Source organism: Halanaerobium congolense (genome assembly GCF_004366375.1).
Classification (GTDB): Bacteria; Bacillota; Halanaerobiia; order Halanaerobiales; family Halanaerobiaceae; genus Halanaerobium; species Halanaerobium congolense.
In genome coordinates this window covers 14358-36327 of the sequence record NZ_SOEF01000019.1, presented here as the reverse complement: position 1 = coordinate 36327, position 21970 = coordinate 14358, and the positions used below count along the sequence as shown (strand labels likewise).

At 30.5% G+C, this 21970-nt stretch carries 26 protein-coding genes; 19 read left to right on the top strand and 7 right to left on the bottom strand.

Going from position 1 to position 21970, the window contains the following annotated elements; translation table 11 throughout:
* Positions 1–212: 212 nt before the first annotated feature.
* The 10 genes from C7954_RS08050 to C7954_RS08010 all read left to right on the top strand — a co-directional run bounded on the left by C7954_RS08050 (position 213) and on the right by C7954_RS08010 (position 10479).
* Positions 213–1322 (top strand): glycosyltransferase, encoded by a 1110-nt coding sequence (locus C7954_RS08050; RefSeq protein WP_134059416.1) that lies wholly within the window; start codon positions 213–215, stop codon positions 1320–1322.
* Between the two features lie 61 nt (positions 1323–1383).
* Positions 1384–3261: an asparagine synthase (glutamine-hydrolyzing) gene (asnB, locus tag C7954_RS08045; protein ID WP_134059412.1), complete on the top strand. Its 1878-nt coding sequence runs from the start codon at positions 1384–1386 to the stop codon at positions 3259–3261.
* 305 nt (positions 3262–3566) lie between these two features.
* A complete protein-coding gene (locus C7954_RS08040) occupies positions 3567–4634 on the top strand; it encodes a hypothetical protein (RefSeq protein WP_134059409.1) in 1068 nt (355 codons plus the stop codon).
* A gap of 20 nt (positions 4635–4654) precedes the next feature.
* Positions 4655–5599: an NAD-dependent epimerase/dehydratase family protein gene (locus C7954_RS08035; protein WP_134059406.1), complete on the top strand. Its 945-nt coding sequence runs from the start codon at positions 4655–4657 to the stop codon at positions 5597–5599.
* Between the two features lie 40 nt (positions 5600–5639).
* Positions 5640–6809 carry a glycosyltransferase family 4 protein gene (locus tag C7954_RS08030; protein ID WP_166667698.1) on the top strand — a complete coding sequence of 390 codons (1170 nt, stop codon included), beginning with the start codon at positions 5640–5642 and terminating at the stop codon, positions 6807–6809.
* A gap of 59 nt (positions 6810–6868) precedes the next feature.
* A complete protein-coding gene (locus C7954_RS08025; RefSeq protein ID WP_134059400.1) occupies positions 6869–7492 on the top strand; it encodes a sugar transferase in 624 nt (207 codons plus the stop codon).
* Between the two features lie 10 nt (positions 7493–7502).
* Entirely contained in the window at positions 7503–8774 is a 1272-nt protein-coding gene (locus C7954_RS08020) for an MraY family glycosyltransferase (RefSeq protein ID WP_134059397.1), read from the top strand.
* Between the two features lie 62 nt (positions 8775–8836).
* Complete coding sequence (locus C7954_RS08015) at positions 8837–9751, top strand: NAD-dependent epimerase/dehydratase family protein (RefSeq protein ID WP_134059394.1); 915 nt, start codon at positions 8837–8839, stop codon at positions 9749–9751.
* A 234-nt stretch (positions 9752–9985) separates the two neighbouring features.
* Positions 9986–10123, top strand: coding sequence for a hypothetical protein (locus C7954_RS13660; RefSeq protein ID WP_166667697.1), 138 nt, complete (start codon positions 9986–9988; stop codon positions 10121–10123).
* Between the two features lie 176 nt (positions 10124–10299).
* Positions 10300–10479 (top strand): YvrJ family protein, encoded by a 180-nt coding sequence (locus tag C7954_RS08010; RefSeq protein ID WP_089723294.1) that lies wholly within the window; start codon positions 10300–10302, stop codon positions 10477–10479.
* A 41-nt stretch (positions 10480–10520) separates the two neighbouring features.
* Here the strand turns inward: C7954_RS08010 and C7954_RS08005 are convergent, their stop codons facing one another.
* From C7954_RS08005 to C7954_RS07995, 3 genes are read right to left on the bottom strand one after another with little or no spacing between them, the layout of a single operon-like run.
* Complete coding sequence (locus tag C7954_RS08005) at positions 10521–10862, bottom strand: hypothetical protein (protein ID WP_134059391.1); 342 nt, start codon at positions 10860–10862, stop codon at positions 10521–10523.
* Between the two features lie 3 nt (positions 10863–10865).
* Positions 10866–11405 (bottom strand): replicative helicase loader/inhibitor, encoded by a 540-nt coding sequence (locus C7954_RS08000; RefSeq protein ID WP_134059389.1) that lies wholly within the window; start codon positions 11403–11405, stop codon positions 10866–10868.
* The gene (locus tag C7954_RS07995; protein WP_134059387.1) at positions 11392–12411 is read right to left on the bottom strand and encodes a hypothetical protein; all 1020 of its coding nucleotides are present in this window, start codon (positions 12409–12411) and stop codon (positions 11392–11394) included. Before C7954_RS07995 ends, C7954_RS08000 begins: the two co-directional genes overlap by 14 nt.
* A 481-nt stretch (positions 12412–12892) precedes the next feature.
* On the opposite strand from C7954_RS07995, the gene C7954_RS07990 reads away from it, so the two are divergent.
* From C7954_RS07990 to C7954_RS07955, 8 genes are all read left to right on the top strand, one after another.
* Positions 12893–13756, top strand: coding sequence for a hypothetical protein (locus tag C7954_RS07990; protein WP_134059385.1), 864 nt, complete (start codon positions 12893–12895; stop codon positions 13754–13756).
* A gap of 187 nt (positions 13757–13943) precedes the next feature.
* Positions 13944–15083: a YecA family protein gene (locus C7954_RS07985; RefSeq protein ID WP_089717044.1), complete on the top strand. Its 1140-nt coding sequence runs from the start codon at positions 13944–13946 to the stop codon at positions 15081–15083.
* Positions 15084–15265: 182 nt separating this feature from the next.
* Positions 15266–15478 carry a hypothetical protein gene (locus C7954_RS07980; RefSeq protein ID WP_133618121.1) on the top strand — a complete coding sequence of 71 codons (213 nt, stop codon included), beginning with the start codon at positions 15266–15268 and terminating at the stop codon, positions 15476–15478.
* Positions 15479–15522: 44 nt separating this feature from the next.
* A complete protein-coding gene (locus tag C7954_RS07975) occupies positions 15523–15723 on the top strand; it encodes a hypothetical protein (protein ID WP_133618122.1) in 201 nt (66 codons plus the stop codon).
* 5 nt (positions 15724–15728) lie between these two features.
* Positions 15729–15878 carry a hypothetical protein gene (locus C7954_RS07970; RefSeq protein WP_133618123.1) on the top strand — a complete coding sequence of 50 codons (150 nt, stop codon included), beginning with the start codon at positions 15729–15731 and terminating at the stop codon, positions 15876–15878.
* 275 nt (positions 15879–16153) lie between these two features.
* A complete protein-coding gene (locus C7954_RS07965; protein WP_134059383.1) occupies positions 16154–16525 on the top strand; it encodes a type II toxin-antitoxin system MqsR family toxin in 372 nt (123 codons plus the stop codon).
* Between the two features lie 27 nt (positions 16526–16552).
* Positions 16553–17326 carry a type II TA system antitoxin MqsA family protein gene (locus tag C7954_RS07960; protein WP_134059381.1) on the top strand — a complete coding sequence of 258 codons (774 nt, stop codon included), beginning with the start codon at positions 16553–16555 and terminating at the stop codon, positions 17324–17326.
* Positions 17327–17348: 22 nt separating this feature from the next.
* Complete coding sequence (locus tag C7954_RS07955; protein WP_089717048.1) at positions 17349–17771, top strand: hypothetical protein; 423 nt, start codon at positions 17349–17351, stop codon at positions 17769–17771.
* 19 nt (positions 17772–17790) lie between these two features.
* On the opposite strand, the gene C7954_RS07950 is transcribed toward C7954_RS07955, so the two are convergent.
* Both C7954_RS07950 and C7954_RS07945 read right to left on the bottom strand, forming a co-directional pair.
* On the bottom strand, positions 17791–18105 hold the full coding sequence (locus tag C7954_RS07950) for a type II toxin-antitoxin system RelE family toxin (RefSeq protein WP_134059378.1): 315 nt from the start codon (positions 18103–18105) through the stop codon (positions 17791–17793).
* Positions 18098–18352, bottom strand: a complete 255-nt coding sequence (locus tag C7954_RS07945; protein ID WP_073160842.1) for an AbrB/MazE/SpoVT family DNA-binding domain-containing protein — start codon at positions 18350–18352, stop codon at positions 18098–18100. The genes C7954_RS07950 and C7954_RS07945 overlap by 8 nt, the downstream gene beginning before the upstream one ends.
* A 249-nt stretch (positions 18353–18601) precedes the next feature.
* Here C7954_RS07945 and C7954_RS07940 point away from each other — a divergent pair, with 249 nt between their 5' ends.
* Positions 18602–19618, top strand: coding sequence for a hypothetical protein (locus C7954_RS07940; protein WP_134059375.1), 1017 nt, complete (start codon positions 18602–18604; stop codon positions 19616–19618).
* 172 nt (positions 19619–19790) lie between these two features.
* On the opposite strand, the gene C7954_RS07935 is transcribed toward C7954_RS07940, so the two are convergent.
* Both C7954_RS07935 and C7954_RS07930 read right to left on the bottom strand, forming a co-directional pair.
* Positions 19791–20507: a CpsD/CapB family tyrosine-protein kinase gene (locus C7954_RS07935; RefSeq protein ID WP_134059372.1), complete on the bottom strand. Its 717-nt coding sequence runs from the start codon at positions 20505–20507 to the stop codon at positions 19791–19793.
* The gene (locus C7954_RS07930) at positions 20488–21969 is read right to left on the bottom strand and encodes a GumC family protein (protein WP_134059369.1); all 1482 of its coding nucleotides are present in this window, start codon (positions 21967–21969) and stop codon (positions 20488–20490) included. Before C7954_RS07930 ends, C7954_RS07935 begins: the two co-directional genes overlap by 20 nt.
* Between the last annotated feature and the right edge of the window lies 1 nt (position 21970).

Genomic DNA, 21970 nt, shown 5'->3' with positions numbered 1-21970 from the left:
GCCAGACAACTGTTTCTGATTCAAATGTAAAAAAAGAAAATAGTGATCCATTAACTACCTGGAAAAATAGATTATCTAAAGAGCAGATAAAAAATATTTTAGAAGTCTTAGAAAAATTAAATATTGAATTTTATTCGCGAGATTTAGATGCGAATTATGAAATATTAAAATCAAAATATGGGATTCAGATTTAATAAACTGGAGAATTAAATATGAAAATTTTACATATAATCAATAATTTAGGTTCAGGTGGGGCAGAAAAGCTAATAAAAGATACTCTTCCTATTTTGAACAAAAAAGAAAATATAGAAGCAGAATTATTACTTTTAACAGATAAAAATAATGTGTTTGCAGAAAGTCTTAAAAAACAAGGTGTTAAGATAAATGTTATAAGGGCAGATAATATTTATAGTCCGATAAATGTTATATTAATTAGAAAATTTATCAAAAATAATGACTTTGATATTATCCATGCTCACCTATTTCCTACTCTGTATTGGGCTACTTTGGCTGCAAAAACATTATTCAATAGAAAATTTAAATTGATATTTACTGAACATAACACTCATTATAGAAGAAGAGATTATATTTTATTTAGACCTATTGAGAAATTAATTTATAAAGAATTTGATAAAGTAATTTCAATAAGTCAAAAGACAGAAACTAACTTAATTGACTGGTTAGGAGTAGAGAAAAAGACTAAATTCATTATTGTAGAAAATGGAATTGATATTCAACAATTTAACGAAGCTGAAGTATATTCAAAAAAAAAATTGTGTTCTACATGTAATTTAGACAACATATTTATCACGATGGTTGGACGCTTTTCTGAGCAAAAAGATCAGAAGACATTGATTAGAGCGTTGAAACAATTAGATAATAATGTACATCTATTTTTAGTTGGCGAGGGAAAGTTATTGAATGAACATAAGGAATATGTGAAAAATCTGAACCTTAATGATAGAGTTCATTTTTTAGGATTCAGAAATGATATAGAAAGAATTTTGAAAACATCTGATATTGTAGTTTTATCTTCTTTTTGGGAAGGTTTTGGGTTGGCTGCAGTTGAGGGAATGGCAGCAGGTAAACCAGTTATTGCAAGTGATGTTAGTGGTTTGAGAAAAGTTGTAAAAGGTGCTGGACTTTTATTTGAGCAGGGGAATGAAAAAGAACTTGCTGATATAATAAATAAATTAATTAAAGATGATAACTATTATAATAAAATAGTAAAAAAATGTGTAAAAAGAGCAGATAATTATGATTTGGACAAAATGGTAGATTCACTGGTAACTACTTATAAAAGATTACTTCTAAAAAAGTAATAATACCTAGATTTTAATTGAAAGTTTATATATCGGGGATAAGAAAGGTAGAGATTGTTACATGTGTGGTATAAATGGTTTTTATCAATTTAAAAATAGATTTAATAAAAATAAAATAGAAAATATCATTTCAGAAATGAACAAAAAAATAATTCACAGAGGGCCTGATGAGGATGGGGCTTTTATAAATAATAATATAGGGCTTGGAATGAGGCGTTTATCTATAATTGATTTGGATACAGGCTCTCAACCAATTTTTAATGAAGATAAAACATTAGTAATTGTTTTTAATGGAGAAATATATAATTACAAATCTTTAAAAAAAGATTTATTAAATAAAGGGCATACTTTTTATACAGATAGTGATACAGAAGTAGTTTTACATTGTTATGAAGAATATAAAGAAAATAGTTTTAACAAATTGAATGGTATGTTTGTATTTTCTATATATAATTTAAAAAGTGATAGATTGATAATAGCTCGGGATAGAGCTGGTGAAAAACCATTATATTATCATAAAAACAATGATTTTTTTATTTTTGCTTCTGAATTAAAAAGTATTTTATCTACAAACCTTTTAAAGAAAGAAATTAATATACAAGCCTTAAATCAATATTTTAGATTGACTTATATACCTGCTCCTCTTACTATTTTCAATAATGTTTATAAATTAAAACCAGGTCACTATATTGAAATTAATAAAAATGAAGAAATAGAGCAAAAACAATATTGGAATGTTCAATATAATGAAGAATCTTTAATTAGAGATTATAATGATTGTAAAAATAAGCTTCGAGAGACAATGTTTAAGGCTGTTGAAGAAGCGATGGTTGCAGATGTACCAATAGGAACGTTCTTAAGTGGCGGTATTGATTCAACAATTATTACAGGAATTGCTTCTCAATTATCTAATAAAAAGATTGATACTTTTACTATAGGGTTTAGAGATAAACAATTTGATGAAAGTGGAAGGGCGAAGATAGCAGCAGAATTTCATGATACCAATCATCATATTAAGTATCTGGAGCATCAAGATATCTTGAAACATTTAGATAAAATATTAAAGAATATTGATGAACCTTTTGCAGATCCATCATATTTACCGACATATATGGTATCTAATTTTGCAAGTGGTCATGTTAAAACGGTTTTAACAGGAGATTCGGGGGATGAATTATTTGGAGGATATGATAAATATTTAATCAATTATTATTCTAATTTGTATAATAAAGTACCCAAATGGTTAAGAGAAAATATCATTGAAAAAATCATTTATAAATTGCCTGACACAACTAGTTTTACTAGAAAGATTAGAAAGGTTATTAATAATTCTAATAAAAATGTTTTTGATCAACGCAAGTCTTTAATGTGTTTGGGTTTTGGAAATGAAGAAATAAAACAATTATTTCAAAAGCAATATATTCAAGAAGATAGTTTAGATTTTATAGAGGATTATTATGATGAAGTTGATATGAAAAATGAATTACATAAAACTTTATATACAGATTTAAAAGTTGTTTTAGAAGGTGATATGCTTCATAAAGTTGATAGGACTAGCATGCTTAATTCTTTGGAAACGAGAGTGCCAATGCTTCATAAAGATGTAATTGAACTTTCAGCTCAAATACCAGCTAAATATAAAATAAATACTAAAAATAAAAAAATAATACTAAAAGATACTTTTAGTGATTTAATTCCTGATAAACTATTTAACGCTAAGAAACATGGGTTTAGAGTTCCTATTGACAAATGGTTTAAAAATGAACTTAAATCTAATTTGTTAAATGAACTGAATGAAGAACAAATAAGATCAGAAAAATTATTTAATTATGATTATATAGAAAATATTTTAAATGATCATTTTACAAATAAAGTAAATCGTTCTCGAGAATTATGGTCTTTGTTTGTTTTCGAAAAATGGCTTCATGAATATTTGTAAATTTCAATAGCGCGGATAAGATAAAAAAGATATTTTCTTAAAAATTTAAATCAACCATTATAAGGTAAATTTAAGAAATGTTTTAAATATATTGATAAAAATGGGAGCATTATTAATAAATGAAAAAAAACCTAAAATATTTACTAATTTTATTAGCAACAATTCTAATTGGAATAATATTATTCCAATTAGAATATATAAATGTAATAATTTTGATGATATTAATATATACTTTTTTTGTATATAAATATTCAAAAACAAAAAATAAATTATATTTATTTATTATTATAGCATTTACATTAAGAATGATTTTTATTATATTAGATTATTCATTTGAGTTATTACCCTATGGCTGGGATACAGGCCAGTTTCAGAGTACTGCTTTGTTAATTAAAAATAATTTATATAATTTCAGAAATTTATTTTATAATATATCTGAAAGTACATCTGTTAAAAGTTATTCTCTATTTGTATCTTTTATATATACTATTTTGGGTTCCTATGAAATAAATATCAGAATAATTAATGCCTTGCTTGGGGTATTAATAGCCAGAGAAGTTTATGATATTTCTATATATACAGATTTCAATAAAGAAATGGCTTTGAAAGCGGCCTTTCTTTCAGTTTTTTGGCCTAGTTTTATTATATTTACTTCCATCAACATGAGAGATGCTTTAATAATATTTTTAACACTTAATTTAATTAAACAATTTTTTAAATTTAAAGAACATATAATTTTAAATAAATTGATTTTTCTTTTAGATTTTATTTTTATATTTTATCTTAGAAAACAGAACTTACCTCTTTTCATTTTTATTTTTATAGTTTATTTTATCTGGAAAAAAGTAAAAAACAGTGCATTGATTTATAAAATTATTTCCATTTTAGGACTAGCTTTTAGTTTTTTTGGAGTACTATATTTACTTGAAGCTAATATCTTTCCGCTTTTAAGTTTTGATTATATTGCCAGAGAAATGGAATATAGAACTTCAGGTGGAGCAGCCTATTTAGAGTGGATTAGTTATAACAATATCTTTGACATGATAATATATCTACCTATAAGAAGTTTGTACTTTTTATTTGCACCTTTTATCTGGGACATAAGTTCAAATATATTTATCATATTTGCTTTTTTAGAATCAACTATGTTGATAGGTATTATTTTATATACTTTAAGAAATTTTGTTATAAGTGATAAGATTTATAATAAAAGAATTCTATTATTATTAATATTTTTAGCTATTGGAGTTTTGGGCTATGCAGTGGTTACTGCAAATTTTGGTACAGCTATCAGGCATAAAATGACTTTTATGATCTTGATATTTATTTTAATCAGTCCATATTTTAATGTGATATCAATAGTTGATGACTAAGGTGCTGGGTGAATGAGAACATGAAATCATTAGTAACAGGTACAGCAGGTTTTATTGGTTCAACATTAACAGAAGAATTACTTCAAGAAGGACACCAGGTAATAGGTGTTGATTGTTTTATAGATTACTACGATCGTTCTTTAAAAGAAAACAACATAAATTCATTTATTGACCATCAAAACTTTACTTTAATTGAAGAAAATATAAATGAACTTGACTTAAAAGAATTACTAAAAGATGTAGATTATATATTCCATCAGGCAGCCCAGGCAGGTGTTAGATCAAGCTGGGGAGAAGACTTTGAGATTTATACACATAATAATGTCAAAGGCACCCAAAAGTTATTAGAAGCAGCAAAAGAAAGTAATATAAAGAAGTTTGTCTATGCTTCTTCCTCATCAGTTTATGGAGATACAGATCAATTACCGATGCAGGAAACTAATAGATTACAGCCAGTTTCACCCTATGGGGTTTCTAAATTAGCAGGAGAAAATTTAGCATATCTATACCATCAGAATTTTAATGTACCAACAGTATCCTTAAGATACTTTACTGTCTTTGGGGAAAGACAGAGACCGGACATGGCCTTTCATATTTTTATAAAAGCTATTTTAGAAGATAAAAAATTAACCGTCTTTGGCGATGGTAAACAGTCTCGTAACTTTACTCATGTAGATGATATAGTTAAAGCCAATATCTTAGCTGCAGAAAGTGATGTTGAAGGCGAAATATTTAATATTGGTGGAGATGGTAAAAGAGTAGTTTTAAATGAGGCTATTGATTTAATGGAAGAATTGATCGATAAAGAAGCCAATAGAGAATACCAGCAGGTTGTTAAAGGGGATGTAAAACATACTTCAGCCGATACATCTAAAGCTAAAGAATTGCTCGGTTATGAACCTGAGGTTGAGTTTGAAGAAGGGCTGGCAAGAGAAGTTGAATTCTTAAAAGAATTATATAAATAATTTTCATAATTTATATTTAGTTTAACGAGGAGTAATGCAGATGGAAAAAACAAAAGTCTTACATATTATAACCAGAGTAGTAAATGGAGGGGCAGATGAAAACACCTTATTTACGATCAATGGTTTAGATAAAGATAAATATCAGATTGATTTATTAACAGGTAAAGAAACAGAATCAGAAATATTAAAAAGGATATCTATCGAAAATCACATCAATGTTCATCAGGTAGAAAGCTTAGTTAGAGAAATTGATGCTGTCAAAGATTTTAAAGCATTAATGGAGATTTATAAAATTATCAAAGATAATAACTATCAGATTGTTCATACCCATATTGCTAAAGCAGGAGTCTTAGGTAGATTAGCTGCAAAAATGGCTGGAGTAGAAAATATTATTCACGGAGTCCATGGAATTACCTTTCCTGATCAGATACCTGTTCATAAAAGAGAATTCTTTAAAAATATAGAAAGATTCTGCGGCTTATTTACCGATAAATTTATAACTGTTGGTGAAGATATGAAGCAGAAATATATCAAAGCTAATGTAGGTAAGGCAGAAGATTACTTAACCATTAGAAGCGGAATGGAACTTTCTGATTTTATTGATGCCAGCAATAATCATCAGGATAAAATTAATAAATTAAAAAAAGAATTAGGGATAGCTGAAGATGATCTTGTAGTGGGAATGGTTTCAAAACTTGAACCCCGCAAAGGCTATAAATATTATATAGAAGTAGCAGAGAAGATAATAGCAGATCATCCAGAAGTTAAATTTTTAATAGTAGGGAACGGATCTCAGTTTGATCAATTAAAAGAAAAAGTTAAAAATTTAAAGCTTCAAAACAATATAATTTTTACCGGTTATAGAACAGATATAGCTGATGTTTTTTCAATCTTTGATATAAAAATCTTAACTTCACTCTGGGAAGGCCTACCAAGAGTTTTAGTTCAGGCAGCAGCAACTGCAAAACCAATTGTTACTTTTGATGTAGATGGAGCCTGGGAAATAGTAGATCAAGGTGAAAATGGATATATTGTGCCCATGAAAGATACTGAAGCTATGGTAGAAAAGTTAAAACTTTTAATTGAAGATGGAAAAATCAGAAATGAAATGGGTGAAAAATCTCAAAAGAAAGTTAATGATAGCTGGACTGTAGAAAATATGGTGGAAGAAACTGATAAGTTATATCAGGAACTATTAAATCTTAAATAATTGAGACATAAGAAAGTGATTATTTTACTAAACTCCTCTTCTAAAGAAAGGATGATAAAATGACCAAAAGAATATTTGACATAATACTTTCACTATTATTAATCATCATTTTATCTCCTTTATTGATAATAATTGCTCTAATTGTTAGAATAGAATCACACGGGCCAGCAATCTTCAAACAAAAAAGAACAGGACAGTACGGCAGAGATTTTATAATCTACAAATTCAGAACAATGTATCACCACACACCAGACAATAAAGCAAGCCGTGATTTAGATAATAGAGAAGATTACATAACAAGCTTTGGTAACTTTTTAAGAGTAACGAGCTTAGATGAGCTGCCACAGCTTTTTAATATCATCAAAGGAGAAATGAGCTTTGTGGGACCAAGACCTTTAATTCTGGCAGAAAAAGAATTTCACCAGGCCAGAAAAAACAAAGGAGTTTATCAGGCAAAACCGGGAGTAACAGGTTGTGCCCAGATAAACGGCAGAGATCACTGTACTTTTAAAGATAAAATAGCCTTAGATCAATACTATGTAGAAAACCAGAGCCTCTGGCTGGATCTAAAAATAATAATAAAAACAGGAATTAAGGTCCTAAAGCGAGAAGATATATATGAACACCAAAAAGCAGATGACAAAGCAGAAACTTTTCTAGAAAAATTATTTAAATCAAAATAAGGTGGTTTTTATGCAGAATTCAGCTAAAAGAAATAAGATACCTCTGGGTGGAGCACTAGTTTTTTTAATTTTTATTGCTGGCTTTTTAGTCTTAGGAGTCGAGAAGGTAGCCAGTTTTCATCTTTTATCAGCCTTAACTTTAATTTATCTTGTCGGGCTCTTAGATGATTATAAAGATCTTAGCTTTAAAACAAAGCTACTGCTGCAGGTCTTAGCAGTAGCTTATCTCGTCTATTTTGGGATCAGAGTTAATTACATAACCAATCCCTTTGAAGGTTTTATCTACTTTGAAGAATTAAGTTTTCCAGTAACCTTAGTCTGGTTTGTTTTAATGATCAATCTTTTAAACTTACTTGATGCCTTAAAAGGTTTAGCCTCAGGTATTGCTATTATTTCATCTTTATTTATTTTAATTATTGCCTGGGATTTAGGCCGCTACCTGACAGTTGTTTCAGCAGCATTATTACTGCTGGGTTTAATTATTATTAAATACTTAGCCCGCAATCATCAAAACTGGGAACTCGGTAATTCAGGCAGTATGTTTGTGGGGGCAGTGCTGGGACTGATTTCTATCATCGGTGCTGTTAAAAGTATTACCTTTATTTCCTTAGTCTTACCGGCAATGCTGCTGGGGATTCCAATTATCAATGGTTTAATTGTCTTTTATCAGCTGATCTTTAAAAAGGACTTTGATCTTACTCAGCTTCGTTCAAGGCTCCTACACCACATACTCTTAGACAGCGGTTTAAATGAGGAACAGAGCCGGCAGATACTCTATTTAATCAGCTTCAGCTTTGGTTTAACTGCCTTTTTATTAACTAAAATTGCTACAACTCAGTCTTTTATGATTATTATCTTAGTTTTCTTTGCTCTTTTAATCTATTTTAGAGAGTTAAAAAATAGTGGGCAGAGGAAAAATAATCTGGTAAATGTAAAACTCTTAAAAGACGTTCAGCTGAGCCTCTATCAGATTCGAGATAAGCTGCAGTATAAATTAGCCAATGGAGAATTAACTGTCGTTAAAGAGGAAATATCGGACTTAGAAGAGATATTGAGCAGAAGGCTGCCTCTTTATTTTACAGAAATAGAGGAAATTGAATATCAGCTGGAAGATGATGAGCAGATAGAAGACCGCTTAAATGATATTTTAAAACTTTTAGAGAAGGTCTTTGATGTCTATAATTCTGAGCTCGATAATTTAGATTATGTACTCCGGGATTATGAGGATGAGCTTAAGGAAACTGTAGAGAAACTGGATGAGATTTATTATAAGCTGAAGTAAGAGTATACTACCCTATTGCGGTTTTTTTAGATTAAAATTAAATCTTAGGATGTGTTAAATCAATGCAGATATTAATCACAGGTGGAGCCGGTTTTATCGGCTCCAATATAGCTGATTATCTAATTGAACAGGGGAAAGAAGTAATAATAGTAGATAATTTAAGCTCAGGCAAAAAAGAAAACATCAACAAAAAATCTAAATTCTATCAGCTTGATATTAGAGACCAGAACTTAGAAAAAGTATTTCAAGAAAATAAGATCAGCCATGTTATTCATCATGCAGCTCAGATAGATGTGCAGCAGTCAATTGCAGACCCTATCTTTGATGCAGAAAATAATATTTTAGGAACTATCAATCTTTTAGAAATGTGTAGAGAGTATGGAGCAGCAAAAATAATCTATGCTTCTTCGGCAGCAGTCTATGGAGAGCCGGAGCATTTACCAATTGCTGAAGAACATCCAGTTAAAGCAATGTCACCTTACGGAATAACAAAACATACAGTCGAGCATTATCTCAAGATGTATGCTGAATTATATGATTTAAAATATACTATCTTTCGCTATGCCAATGCCTATGGACCAAGACAGGATCCCAAAGGAGAAGGTGGAGTAGTTTCTATCTTCTTAGATAAGCTCTTAGCAGAAGAAGATCCAGTAATCTTTGGTGATGGTAAACAGAGCCGGGATTTTATCCATGTCTACGATCTGGTTAAAGCTAATTACTTAGCCTTAGATAAAGCTGACAATCAGCTCTTAAATATCAGCACAGCGGTCCAAAACAGTGTAAATCAGCTGCTAGAAGATTTAAATGAATTATCAGCCTATCAGCTTGAAGCGAGCTATAAAGAGGCAAAACCAGGAGATATAAGGCATTCAGCTTTAGATAATACTAAGGCTAAAAAAATTCTGGGCTGGGGGCCTCAGTTTGACCTGAAATCTGGTTTAAAACAAACTTATGATTATTACACAAAAGAGTAATAAATATTTGAATAAATTAATTTGGGTGCTGCTGTAGATGATACAGTAGTTATTTTTTTAGATATTGTGGAGATACTTTCATAAATTTTAAGGCGGGAGCTTTGTGGGTAGAAACCGCAGGGTTGTCGCCCTGCTAAAAAAATTATATCAGGTCTGTACTTAGTGATTTTTTTACTTTTAAATTATTAATTTTCTATGACAATAGAGTTGAAATAAGAGAACAAATGTATTAAAATGAAGATTGATAAATTAAATCTTTATAACAAAGCGATTTCAAAAGACAGTATAAATAATTTTACTGCCCCTCAATCTTTTAAATATGTTGACGATGATTTTATAGAAGAAAATTTGGGTAATAAATTAAAAGAATAAAGGGATAAGTAATATTAAATTCAGCAGAAGCAGATCTAAAGTAGAAATTAGATAGGGGCTGCTGATAGATCAAAACTTAAAGAAAAATCTATTAAATTTTACAAACCATCCTTCCTCTTTCTCAACTTAAATGATAAAATTAAAGTAAACATAAGTTCAGAAAGGGGTAATGAATTATGGAGCAGTTATTTACATTAATCAGTTCTTATGGTTTTCCAATGGTTTTATCTATTTATCTACTGCTGCGCTTTGAAACTTTGATTAGAGGGCTTAAAGAATCTATTGATACTCTAATTTTACTCAGCAATATCGAATCTGCTGAGCTCAAGAGAATCAAAAAGAAGAAAAATATCTAATTAAAAGAGGCAGCCCCTTATAAAAGAGGCTGCAGGAGTGATCAAAAAGTTATTGTATCAAAGAGTCCAAAATAAGTAATAACATCAATTTTATCTAATTTTGCTTTGCAATCTACAACATTTTTATCACATTCACCTGGATCACAATCACAGCTGTCATTACAGAAACAGGTATTTCTTCTATTCAGTTCTTGAAAAACCATAACCAACACTTTTAACTTTTCTGATTTTCTAAATTCACCAAAACAGTCAATAAAGACCTGGTAATTTGGTAGATTAGGATCACTATTAAGATCTCTTGCTCCCGGAATCCTTTCTATTTCTTCAGCCTTATTCCAGAGCAGGTCATATAATTGGGCTTTTGTATATATTTTTTTAGACATTTTTTACACCTCATCATTTTCTGAGATTAGCAGCAGTTTTTCTTTAAATGCTGGTGGTAAATAGGCTGTATCTTCATTTTTAAGATAAACTTCCTGGTAGATTTTTATAAACTGATTTTTGGTAAAGCTATCATCTTTACTGTGGCAGAGGGCTGCAAAGCCGCCAAAGTTGCGAACCGCCTCTCTGACTGAATCGGGTAGAGAATCCATTCCTTTTTGAGAATTATAATAACCGTATTGATGAACAGCTTTTGTTGCCAGATACCAGGCTTCACCTCCTGTAATTTTAGCAGATCCAGGTTTTTTTAGATTAGCTGCTTCTTTAACTATTTCACCAGGTGTAGGAGGCCATTTAGGATGATTGATAATTAATTTTTTGAGAGCTGCTGTGATCAGCGGGTATTCATAGTATTTTAAGAAATCATACCAGACTTCAATCATCATCTTATTAGCATTTTCATCATTAACCTTCGGGAACTTAAAGCGGTTAGTATAGCAGCTGTTTAAGTAACTAAGAATTTTAATAGTTTCAGTTTTTTCCATTGTTATCTTCCTCCTCTTTAGCAGCTAAATATAGGTTTTTTAACATATCAGTTTTTTGATTAGATTGAGAGTATTTAGAACTTTTCATCTTGTTTTCCAATTTAATTATTTGTTTTCTTAAAGCACGGGCACTTAAGATATTATTTTTCCAGAACTGATCCTGCTGACTGAAGTTGATAATAGCTTCGATTTCTTGGAAGCTGTAACCTTTTTTTTCATTTGCATTTGCTCCTACAGGACCCAGGCGATGAAGTTTTTCCAGTTCTTTGAGCCATTTTTTAAAACGAGAGTCTGCTGGATCTTTAGCTGGTAGAGGTGCTCTTGGATTATTATTTTCTATTAACTCGATTAAATAGCAGGTCATCTTTTCTAATTTTTTTAATTCTGGGTTTTGATTATCTTTAAAAATTATTTCTGCCTTTTTATCTAGAGTTTGAGTTAGAATTGGAACTGGAGTTGGAGTTTGAGCTTGAGAATCTTTTTGCTCTCTTTTGAGCCCCTTATTTAGATCTAAACTAAGGCCCTTAGTTTGAGTTAAATTAAGGTCATTATTTGAAATTTCTTGAAAAGCTATTTGGAGAAATTTTATGTTCTGACTTTTTTTCTTTAAGAGCTGATAGAACTTGGGATTATATAGTTTAGCTTTTTCAATTAATTCTTTTAATAAAGGCGATTTAGGCAGCTGTTCTAATTTTTTTAATGCTGCTTTACAGTGATTAATATTTTGTAACGGTTGATATTTTAAAGCATTAATGATCAAAACAATAGAATTTACTCTGTCATATTTAATAAAGTTATCAGAGCAGAGCTTTTTAAGTGCTTTATCTATTTCTTTTTTCGTTAATTTAGTATCTTCTACAATATAGCTTAGGGGAAGGTGATAAAGACCTTCAGAAAACCTGTGCTGATTGTTTAGGAGGTAAAGTGCAGTCATCCGTGTTTTAAAATCCCAGCCTCTTACTTTTTCGTCAATCCAAAAATTATCCTGTATCTTATTATAAGACATCAAATCATCCTTTCTTTTTATTAAGAATATTTTCACAATTTATTTTAAAAAAATATCTCCTTTCTTTTTATTTTGAAACGATGATCAGCCTCTATTAATGATATGAATATTTTATCATCAAATGGAAAATATTTTAAGGGTGAAATGTAATTATTTCTAAATAATACATATATTATTTATTATTGTAAATATTGTAGATGTATTGTCTTATTTTATCATCTACAACCCCAAATACGAGGTGAATTTTTGTTTGGCGAGAAATATTATAACTTAGCTATCACAGATGATAATTTTAAATCCCCTTTTTATGAACGTAATAGTAGATTAAATAAATATAGAGACTAAGCATTGCTTAGTTTAATGTTGGAGGGCTTTTAGCTCTCCTTTTTTATTTATCACCAAAATAATAATTTTACTTTATTTCCAATTTATTCTATGATATACTTTATATAGTATAAATATTAGAAGAGGAGGAAATTTAATGCAGCAGTTTGATGTGACGGCTCATAACTATGATTTTGTTTTTAAAGACTCTTTTAATCTCTTTAAAAATGATATTGCTGATTTTTTAGAGGTGGAGCTGCCTGGAATTGCTTCTTATCTGGAAACTGAATTTGCTGAGATTGAAACAAATTTAAAATTACTGGATTTAAACTTTATGCTGGAAGACGGGTCAATACTGCACTTAGAGGAAGAAGCAGAAATTTCTGTTTCTGACTTAATTCGTTTTGCCAGTTATGATTTAAAGTTATATAATAGGTATAGAGATAGAATTCGGACGATAATTTTATGTATTAAGGGCTATACAGATTCAACAGCAGGATTTAACTGCGGCAGTCTCGGTTATAATTCAACTGTTGTAGATATGTCTAAAAAAGATGGCAAAAAGAAACTGGAAGAATTAAAAGCAAAAATTGAAAATAAGGAAAAGATAAATTATCTTGACTTAATCTTTTTACCTTTGATGAATAGTGATCAGAAAATAGTTGATCGAGTCAAAGAAACTATTGAGCTGGAGAAAAAACTGGAAGTAGAAAGCAATTTAAAAAATAATCTTGTTGCAATGACTTTTGTATTGAGCGATAAATTTTTAAGTGATCAGGAAATCTCAGAAATATGGGGGGATTACAAGATGGTTAGAATATTTAAGTATGCAGAGGAACAGGGAGAAAAAAAGGGAGAAAGAAAATTATTTAAGACATTGGTTAAAGGTAATTTTGAAGGTTCTAATGATAAAATCATGGAATTAATTGATCAGGCAGAAATAAGTAAATTAGAAGAGTTAAGTGAAAGAATTTCTAAGATTAAGGATTTAAAGGAATTAGAAGAAGCATTAAAGCAGTAAAATAGTTGAATAGAATGTGCAGCTACCGTTTACGGAACCAATTTTTGCTAAAATAAATAGAATAATAAACTTATTAATCAATGTCCTTTAATTAGGGCATTTTTATTAACAGTTTTACTAATTATGACCTAGAGTTGTATAATAGAGATGTAAATAAATAATTTTGACAAATACAGGGGGCTAAAATATGCAGCAGCAGAATTTAAAAGATTTCTTAGCGACTTTAACTAAAAATGAACTAACTGAAATCAGACAGTACTGGCAGTTCGGTGGAATCAGTCAGTTAAACAAGGCTGAATTAATAGATGCTCTTGCTGAACGGATTAAAGCTCAGCTAAAAGACTGGCTGCAGTATCAACTTCCAAGAAATATTAAATTTCTGGAAAAGGTAATTGAAGCACAGACAAAAAATGAAAGAGTTGATGTCAGCTTTAGAGATGTTTTACCCGAAGCATTATATAATTTTTATTACAGGGGTATTCTTGATCTAATCGATGATGAAGAAGAAACTTCTGTCAGGATTCCTGCTGATATAGCAGAACAAATTGAAGAAATTGTAAATCAATCTGAGTTTAAAAAACAAATTAAGGAAAACAAAGAAATCATAACTTTTGTCAGCGGCCTATTAGTTTATTATGGTGCCCTGGGTGGAAGAGAAATTTATGATTTTTATGAGAAATACTATGATATAAAAGAAGATATAGATTATCTTGATCTGAGAAACTTAATAGATGAAACATATCGCTCAACTGATAAAATTAAACTCTACAGTTATTATTATCTTTATCCAGCGGTTATCAGCCCGGAAGAAATAATTGATGAAATCGAAATGAGATCAAATGTTGATTATTATTTACCACGAAAAAAGGATATACTCTATGCCGGCAGCAATGAACAGGAAAAGTTAAATTCTGTGCAGCGAAAATTTAAAAAAATGCTGATCAGTGATTTTTCGATTTCAGAGGCTGAAGCTGAAGATATACTCTGGGAGATGATGATGGATATAAAAAATGATTTTAGTACAATCTCGATCCTGCAGGATTTTACCAGTGATTATGAGTTTAAAAATGAGAAACAGAGCGATAACTTTGTGCAGCAGCTGAATGATCTGCACAACAATACCAGAATGTGGATCTTAAAAGGTCATACTCCCGAGGAGTTGTTTGAAGAAGAGAAAAAACACCTGCAGCCTCTGCCGAAAAAGAATAAGGATGGTTCAGTAGGTGAACAGACAGTTGTAAAAGGTGAGCAGGTGGGCAGAAATGATCCCTGTCCCTGCGGCAGCGGCAAGAAATATAAGAAATGCTGTTTGGGCAAGGAAAATTGATCAAGTTATAGGTCAATCCTTCATCTAGAGGAAGAAGCAAAAATTTCTATTTCAGATTTAATTCGTTTTGCCAGTTATGATTTAAAGTTGTATAATAGATTTTGATAAATTATCTTGACTTAATCTTTTTACCTTTGATGAATAGTGATCAGGAAATCTCAGAAATATGGAGGGATTACAAGATGGTTAGAATATTTAAGTATGCAGAGGAACAGGGAGAAAAAAAGGGAGAAAGAAAATTATTTAAGACATTGGTTAAAGGTAATTTTGAAGGTTCTGATGATAAAATCATGGAATTAATTGATCAGGCAGAAATTAGTAAATTAGAAGAGTTAAGTGAAAGAATTTCTAAGATTAGGGATTTAAAGGAATTAGAAGAAGCATTAAAGCAGTAAAATAGTTAAATAGAATGTGCAGCTACCGTTTACGGAACCAATTTTTGCTAAAAAAGAAAAATCGTTATTTAGAACTGTCCTTTTATAGGGCAGCTTTTAATGCTGGGAGCCTGGGTTACAACACAACTGTTGTTAATATGTCTGATAAAGACGGTAAAGAAAAGATGAAAGAATTAAGAGAGAAAATAGAAAAAGGGGGAAAGAAGAAGGAAAAATTGAGGGAAAACAGGAAGAAGCAAGATTAATTCTGATGAAGCAAATTAAGGCTAAATTTGGTGATGCAGATAATGAAATTATTAAATTGATTAATGAGGCTGAGTTAAGTAAAATTGAAGATTTAAGTGAAAAAATAGTAACCACAAATTCGGAGGCAGAATTAATAGATTTTTTAAAGCATTAAATAATATAAACAGATCATAACCCTGGTGGCACCTTAGCTGTCGGGGTTTTTTATGCAACAAAGTGCACACTTAGTTGAGATGGGGGTTTTTATCCTGCAATAATAGGGAATTTTAGTTTGCAACTTCCAGGAATACACTTTTCAATTTCCGGTAACTTTAATATAAAACCAAAAATCATATTATCATATGATAATATATATTGATTAATCTGGTTAAAAGTAGTATAATTATTATGAAGTGATAATAATGTAGTTGGAAAGCGGGGTATTAAATTATGTCATTATTAGAAAAATCAAAAATTAATAATTTTTTATCCCGGATGCGAGAAGTTATAGGAAAAATTAATGGTTTTCATTTTGTAGATAGAGAGAAGAATTTAAATTCATTATATAAACACGGTTTAACTATAGATATTGCTAAATTTTATATAGAAAATTTGGAAGTTGAAGATTATTGGAAAGGGCCTGAACCTGATTATAAAAATTATAACAATTATGATTGGTGGTTTTTTGCCAGGGAAATCAATACTGCTCTGGGAAAAACATTATTTTACATAAAAATAAGGGTTGAAACTAGAGGTAGAGAACAGGTCATATGCTTATCTTTCCATGAAGCAGATTATCCTATTGATTTTCCTTATAAATAATTGACTACAAAGCGAGGAGGGTTTTAAATGCAAGAATCAAAAGATGTTGATAAATTATTTTGTGATAAATGTGATAACTTTGTGGAATATGATATTGAATCAGTAAAAGAGAGCAGAAATATATTAAACCAAGAAGAAATTGAAATAAATGCTAAAGTAGCTGTGTGTAAGAATTGCAAAACAAAACTTTTTCATGAAAAATTAGATAGAGAAAATCAAAAAAGAGCATTTGATAAATTTAGAGAAAAGAAAAATATTTTATCAGTTAAAGAAATAAAAGATATTAGAAAAAAATATAAATTAACTCAGAAAGAAATAAGCAGACTATTAGGCTGGGGAGAAATAACTTATCACAGATATGAAAGAGGTTCTTTACCCGATCAAACCCATAATAATCAACTAAGATTAATTAAAGAGCCATCTAATGTTAAAATTTTACTGGAAAACAACTCAGATAATCTCAGCAATAAAACTATTAAAAAGCTGAGTAAAAGACTTGAAGAAATGATAGCTAATAAAAATAAAGTAGAAGTTACTTTACCGGGAGAATTATATAAAAAAATTAAGATGAAAGCTGAAAAAGATAAAATGCGTATATCTGAATATCTTCTCTTTTTAATAACTAAAGAATATGCTGCTGAAAAAGCTGAAAAGGATAAAAGTAAATTAAAAAAAGAAATTCAAAGTTCAATTTTAAGATATAAAACATCACCAGCAGTAGTTTGGAATCAAAAATCTATGTCTGAAGAAAAAGTTAAATATAAAATAAAAAATAAAAAAAGTAAAAATAAGTCTATTTAGTTTTTAGTTGAGGGGGAATATTATGAGTTTTATTAATTTAGCTAGATATCCTAAGATAAATTTATTAAATATTGATTTTAATTATTTAGGAATGGAAAACGAAGAATTTAATCAACAAAATATAGATCTTAAGATAGCAGATAAGTTTGAGGTAATAGATTATGATGAGGATTATGTTTATTTGACCTTTAGAAGAAAAGTGTTTTTTTATCCAGAAATGTTTTATAAAATCTTAGTAGAACTAAATGTAATGTATGAACTTAATGAGGACTTTGAAGATGATTTAAATATTGATAAACTAGAAAAGGAAATTGATGAAAATAGGGATATTCTTGCTCCTGTATTAGAAAAAGTATCTTTACTTATTGGTAATATAACAAATGCGGATGATGACTTAACTATAATCACTCCACCATTTTTTCAGGAAGAAAAGCAGGGATTATAGTCATTCCTATACTCAATGGCTATCTTAATCCCTGCTTTTTAAGATTTTTAACTCCTCTTTTTGCTTCTAAATAGATATTTTGTCTGCTGCCTACAATGATCAGCAGGCACACTTTATTATCTTCTAAAATTTTAAAAATAGCCCTATATTGACCATCAGCTAAAGTAAATTTAAAACTTCTTAAACCTTTTAGAGTTCCAGATAAAGATTTGCTTTTTTTAATTGGTTCTTTTTCTAAAGAAATAATCTGATTAACAGCAGCTTCTTTTTGATGTCTAAGTTTTTTTAAGTCCTCTTTAACTAAGTGAATAATTTCAACAGAATAATTATTCATCTAATTTAATCCCTTCTTCTTCAGCAAAATCTCTTAAGTTTTGTGTATTACCCTTTTTATATTCTTTTTCAGCATAGGCCGCTAATTCTACAAGTGGATCTTCAATTGCTCTGGTTAATTCTACTCTACCTGGACTGAGATTCATAAAAAGAACATCTCCTGCTTCTATATCTGCAGTTTTACGGGCTTCTTTAGGAATTGTTATTCTCCCTCTTGAGTCTACTTTGACAACTAACTTATCACTCATTTTATCACCACCTTGTATTTTATGGGTCTTACCCATACTTATATTATATACTGTAAAAACTCTTAAATCAAATCATGATGTGATAGTTTTTTATGATTAAAAAATATTTAGTTTTTTTGCCAGTTAGAATTAAAAGTTGTATAATAGATAGAGAAAGAGATTTTGCATAGAAAATTATAAGATTAAAAAATCTCAAATTAAAAATTTGTAGGGTTATTGTAAAATAAAAATTTAATGGGGGACTTGTTTATGAAAGAAAATTTCTGGATTGACGAACTAGATAATATTGAACCGGATGCCAGCTATAATCAATTATTATCAAATTTAACAAAAAATGAGCTGAACGAGATGAGAAAGCTCTGGGATTTTCATGGTATTAGCCAGCTTAATAAAGCTGAACTTATTCAAGAATTGATTAAAAGAATTGCTGATAATTTGGAGTCCTGGATTCAGTATTTAGGTTCAGAACAGACTGAATTTTTGAAAGAAATAATTATGCAGTGTGAAAGATATTCCGGAGCCTATATTGAAGTTAATGAATTTACTTTTCATATAGCAGAATATTTTCAGGCCCGGGGAGTTGTATTTTTAGGTCAGAATCAGGAGACCGCTTTTTTTCTCATACCAGAAAAATTGAGAAGTAAAATTAAAGCTATTTTAAATAAAAAAAGCATTAAAAAACAAATTCGTTTAAATGACAGCTATATTAAATATGCAGTTGGTAGTGCAGTCTATTATGGAGTTTTAACTCCTGAGCTTTTATATAACTCTTTAGAGAGATTTCTGACTCCTGAATGGAGAATTGATCCCTTAGATGTAGTTGTAGAATACGGAGAATTTTCAGTTTTAGCTTATAGTGCTGGACCATTTTTTGTTTTAGGTGCTGTTGAAGACGCATCTGACATTCTTATTGAGAGAGAAAGCCGCAGTGATCTAGATTATTATATTCCCTCTAAAAAAGAAGTAGAGAATGCCTATCAAAAAGGTCATCCCAGCTGGAACCTTGCTCAGAGAAGATTTAAAAAGAAATTAATCAGTGATTATAAGCTGCCCGATGAGGAAGCTGAAAAGGTTCTTTTTAGCTTTTATCTGATGATCAATAATAACATCAGTACTGCAGAAATCATTCGTATTTTAGCTGAGAATTTTGGAATTGATATTTTCGAAGAAAAAGATGAACTGATTAAGCTGATCAATGATTTTCATAATAATACAAAGCAGTGGATTTTAAAAGGTTATAGTCCGGCGGAATTAAATCGGGGCTGAAGCAGGTTAAATTTCGTTGATAGCGGAAATTATTAAACTATAAATATTATCCCCAACAAACCATTAGGTATAATTTCCTGATATTATATAATGTTGATAGATAAGAAAAAATTGATAATTAAGATCAAAAAAAGCTCTTACCACTTCTTAAGAAGTAAGTAAGAGCTTTAAATTATTCTTCACCATAGTAATAATAATTTTCATAGGTGTAATATGAACTTTTATTAACCGGATACTTATTTAAAATAGTACCTAAAATATTGGCACTAACCTGCTGTAGTCTTTCTATTCCTTTAGTAAAGACTTCTTTTTTTGTCTGATTAGTTTCGGCTACCATAATCACTCCATCAACCTTTTGTGATAAAAGCAGAGCATCTGTAACCGGCAGCAGGAGTGGTGCATCAATAATTGTAATTGCATTTTCTTTTTTGCATTTTTTAATTAAATCCTCCATTTTTTTGGAGTTAAGCATCTCCGAAGGATTTGGGGGAATGGGACCGGCGGGTAATAAAAAGGTACCGCTGTGTTTACATTCCTGAATCAAATCTTCAATTTCATCCTGATCTCCGGCTAAATAAGAGCTCAAGCCCTGGAAATTGGGAAGATCAAAAAGTTTATGCAGCATTGGCTTTCTCATATCAGTATCGATCAATAAAGTCTTTTGACCAGTCATTGAAAAGGTTAGAGCTAAGTTGCTGGCAACAGTTGATTTACCAATACCAGCCTCAGAACCGGTAACCATAATAACCTTTAATTCCTTATCAGGACTCATAAACTGCAGATTGGTGCGGATAGTTCTAAAAGCCTCAGTTGCTGGAGACTTTTTATGATGTAAGGCGACCAATTTATCACTTTTTATTTCCTGGCTTTTATTCTTCTTTTTGGTCATTCTGATCCCCCTCCCCGTAATTTTTATAGTGATCTATTTCGTCTAAGTCCGGGATAATCCCCAGCACAGGTAAATCTGAAATCTGCTGCAGATCATCTTCATTTTTAATAGTGTTATCTAAATAATCAAGGAGGAAGATAATTCCTACCGAAAGCATTAGAGCCAGCAAAACTGCAACTGCCAGGTTGAGCATTAAATTAGGTTTAATCGGATTTTCGGGCAGATAAGCATTGTCGATGACAAAAATATCAGAAGTCTGCATTGCCTGCTGGATATTAATTTCTTCCTTCCTATTTCTTAAAAGTAGATAAATTTCTTCGGCCACATTTTTCTCCCGCTGCAGCCTTAAGAAATTAAGTTCTGCCTGAGGGAACTTATCTAATTCTGCTTCCATTTCAGCCAGCCGCTGATTATAGACTTCAATTCTGGCAGCAGAAGTAACCTGCTGGACTTCAAGCTGAATTATCTGGCTGTTTAAATTCTGATAAAGTGGGTTATTTGTTTCAGTTCTGCCGCTGACTATCTCAGCAGTCTTGTTATTTAAAGCTTTTTCTAAGTTATCAATTCGAGCTTGAACAGCCTTAACTTCTGGATGTTTTGCTGTATATTTTGTTTTTAGCCCCTCTAACTCAGTGTAAAGAGAGGTTAAATTAGATTGAATTGCATTGATTTCTGGGTTGCGGCTGATAGATTCTGAGCTGATAATTTTTTGATCTATCCCTTCTAATTTCTGATTTATTTCAGCTAAGGAAATTTCGGCTTCCTGCTGCATTAATTCTGCTTCAGCCTTTTGGCCCTCTAGTTCTGCGTAACGATCCAGCAGATTTTCTCCCTGAGTTTCGGGCATTAAAAGCTCGTGTTCTTCCCGGTAGGCCAAAAGTTTGTCTTCAAGTTCAGATAAGCGTTTCTGAGTTTTAGCTAACTGTGAATCTATAAAATCGGAGGCTCCTTTAAGTGAAGCCTGGTTTAATTCCCTGGTTTCCTGCTGCATATTTTCGACAACAGAATTGGCTATTTTTTGAGCCAGTTTAGGGTCGTGGTAATTGACCTGGACCGTGATTAAGTCAGTATCCTGACCGGCCTGAATCGAAATATTCTGCCGTAAAGCACCGGCAGGAATATATTCTCCTTCTTCATTTTTTAAATCTACATCCCTAATTACCTGCTCCATAATGCGGCGGCTGGTAAAAATCCTGCTGTAGGTATTGATTAATTTATCATTTTTACCGACAAAAGAAAGTTCCTCACTGAAGAGATTTTCCGGACCACTTTCCGTCTGAACCATCAGCATAGTTGAGGTTTGATAAATGCGCTGCATCTGAGAAGTTATAAAAAAGGAGGCGATTAGAGCTGCAAACATTAGGGCGATAATCAGCCATTTTTTATACCAGAGCATCATTATATATTCTTTAAGTTCTTTTTCATTTCGGTTTTGAACTATGTATTTGCTGTCTGAATTCATA

Bases quoted from the DNA above. Each gene is read 5' to 3' on its own strand.
- C7954_RS08050 (WP_134059416.1), top strand. From the start codon at position 213: ATGAAAATTTTACATATAATCAATAATTTAGGTTCAGGTGGGGCAGAA.
- asnB (WP_134059412.1), top strand. From the start codon at position 1,384: ATGTGTGGTATAAATGGTTTTTATCAATTTAAAAATAGATTTAATAAA.
- C7954_RS08040 (WP_134059409.1), top strand. From the start codon at position 3,567: ATGATTTTTATTATATTAGATTATTCATTTGAGTTATTACCCTATGGC.
- C7954_RS08035 (WP_134059406.1), top strand. From the start codon at position 4,655: ATGAAATCATTAGTAACAGGTACAGCAGGTTTTATTGGTTCAACATTA.
- C7954_RS08030 (WP_166667698.1), top strand. From the start codon at position 5,640: ATGGAAAAAACAAAAGTCTTACATATTATAACCAGAGTAGTAAATGGA.
- C7954_RS08025 (WP_134059400.1), top strand. From the start codon at position 6,869: ATGACCAAAAGAATATTTGACATAATACTTTCACTATTATTAATCATC.
- C7954_RS08020 (WP_134059397.1), top strand. From the start codon at position 7,503: ATGCAGAATTCAGCTAAAAGAAATAAGATACCTCTGGGTGGAGCACTA.
- C7954_RS08015 (WP_134059394.1), top strand. From the start codon at position 8,837: ATGCAGATATTAATCACAGGTGGAGCCGGTTTTATCGGCTCCAATATA.
- C7954_RS13660 (WP_166667697.1), top strand. From the start codon at position 9,986: ATGAAGATTGATAAATTAAATCTTTATAACAAAGCGATTTCAAAAGAC.
- C7954_RS08010 (WP_089723294.1), top strand. From the start codon at position 10,300: ATGGAGCAGTTATTTACATTAATCAGTTCTTATGGTTTTCCAATGGTT.
- C7954_RS08005 (WP_134059391.1), bottom strand. From the start codon at position 10,862: ATGTCTAAAAAAATATATACAAAAGCCCAATTATATGACCTGCTCTGG.
- C7954_RS08000 (WP_134059389.1), bottom strand. From the start codon at position 11,405: ATGGAAAAAACTGAAACTATTAAAATTCTTAGTTACTTAAACAGCTGC.
- C7954_RS07995 (WP_134059387.1), bottom strand. From the start codon at position 12,411: ATGTCTTATAATAAGATACAGGATAATTTTTGGATTGACGAAAAAGTA.
- C7954_RS07990 (WP_134059385.1), top strand. From the start codon at position 12,893: ATGCAGCAGTTTGATGTGACGGCTCATAACTATGATTTTGTTTTTAAA.
- C7954_RS07985 (WP_089717044.1), top strand. From the start codon at position 13,944: ATGCAGCAGCAGAATTTAAAAGATTTCTTAGCGACTTTAACTAAAAAT.
- C7954_RS07980 (WP_133618121.1), top strand. From the start codon at position 15,266: ATGGTTAGAATATTTAAGTATGCAGAGGAACAGGGAGAAAAAAAGGGA.
- C7954_RS07970 (WP_133618123.1), top strand. From the start codon at position 15,729: ATGAAGCAAATTAAGGCTAAATTTGGTGATGCAGATAATGAAATTATT.
- C7954_RS07965 (WP_134059383.1), top strand. From the start codon at position 16,154: ATGTCATTATTAGAAAAATCAAAAATTAATAATTTTTTATCCCGGATG.
- C7954_RS07960 (WP_134059381.1), top strand. From the start codon at position 16,553: ATGCAAGAATCAAAAGATGTTGATAAATTATTTTGTGATAAATGTGAT.
- C7954_RS07955 (WP_089717048.1), top strand. From the start codon at position 17,349: ATGAGTTTTATTAATTTAGCTAGATATCCTAAGATAAATTTATTAAAT.
- C7954_RS07950 (WP_134059378.1), bottom strand. From the start codon at position 18,105: ATGAATAATTATTCTGTTGAAATTATTCACTTAGTTAAAGAGGACTTA.
- C7954_RS07945 (WP_073160842.1), bottom strand. From the start codon at position 18,352: ATGAGTGATAAGTTAGTTGTCAAAGTAGACTCAAGAGGGAGAATAACA.
- C7954_RS07940 (WP_134059375.1), top strand. From the start codon at position 18,602: ATGAAAGAAAATTTCTGGATTGACGAACTAGATAATATTGAACCGGAT.
- C7954_RS07935 (WP_134059372.1), bottom strand. From the start codon at position 20,507: ATGACCAAAAAGAAGAATAAAAGCCAGGAAATAAAAAGTGATAAATTG.
- C7954_RS07930 (WP_134059369.1), bottom strand. From the start codon at position 21,969: ATGAATTCAGACAGCAAATACATAGTTCAAAACCGAAATGAAAAAGAA.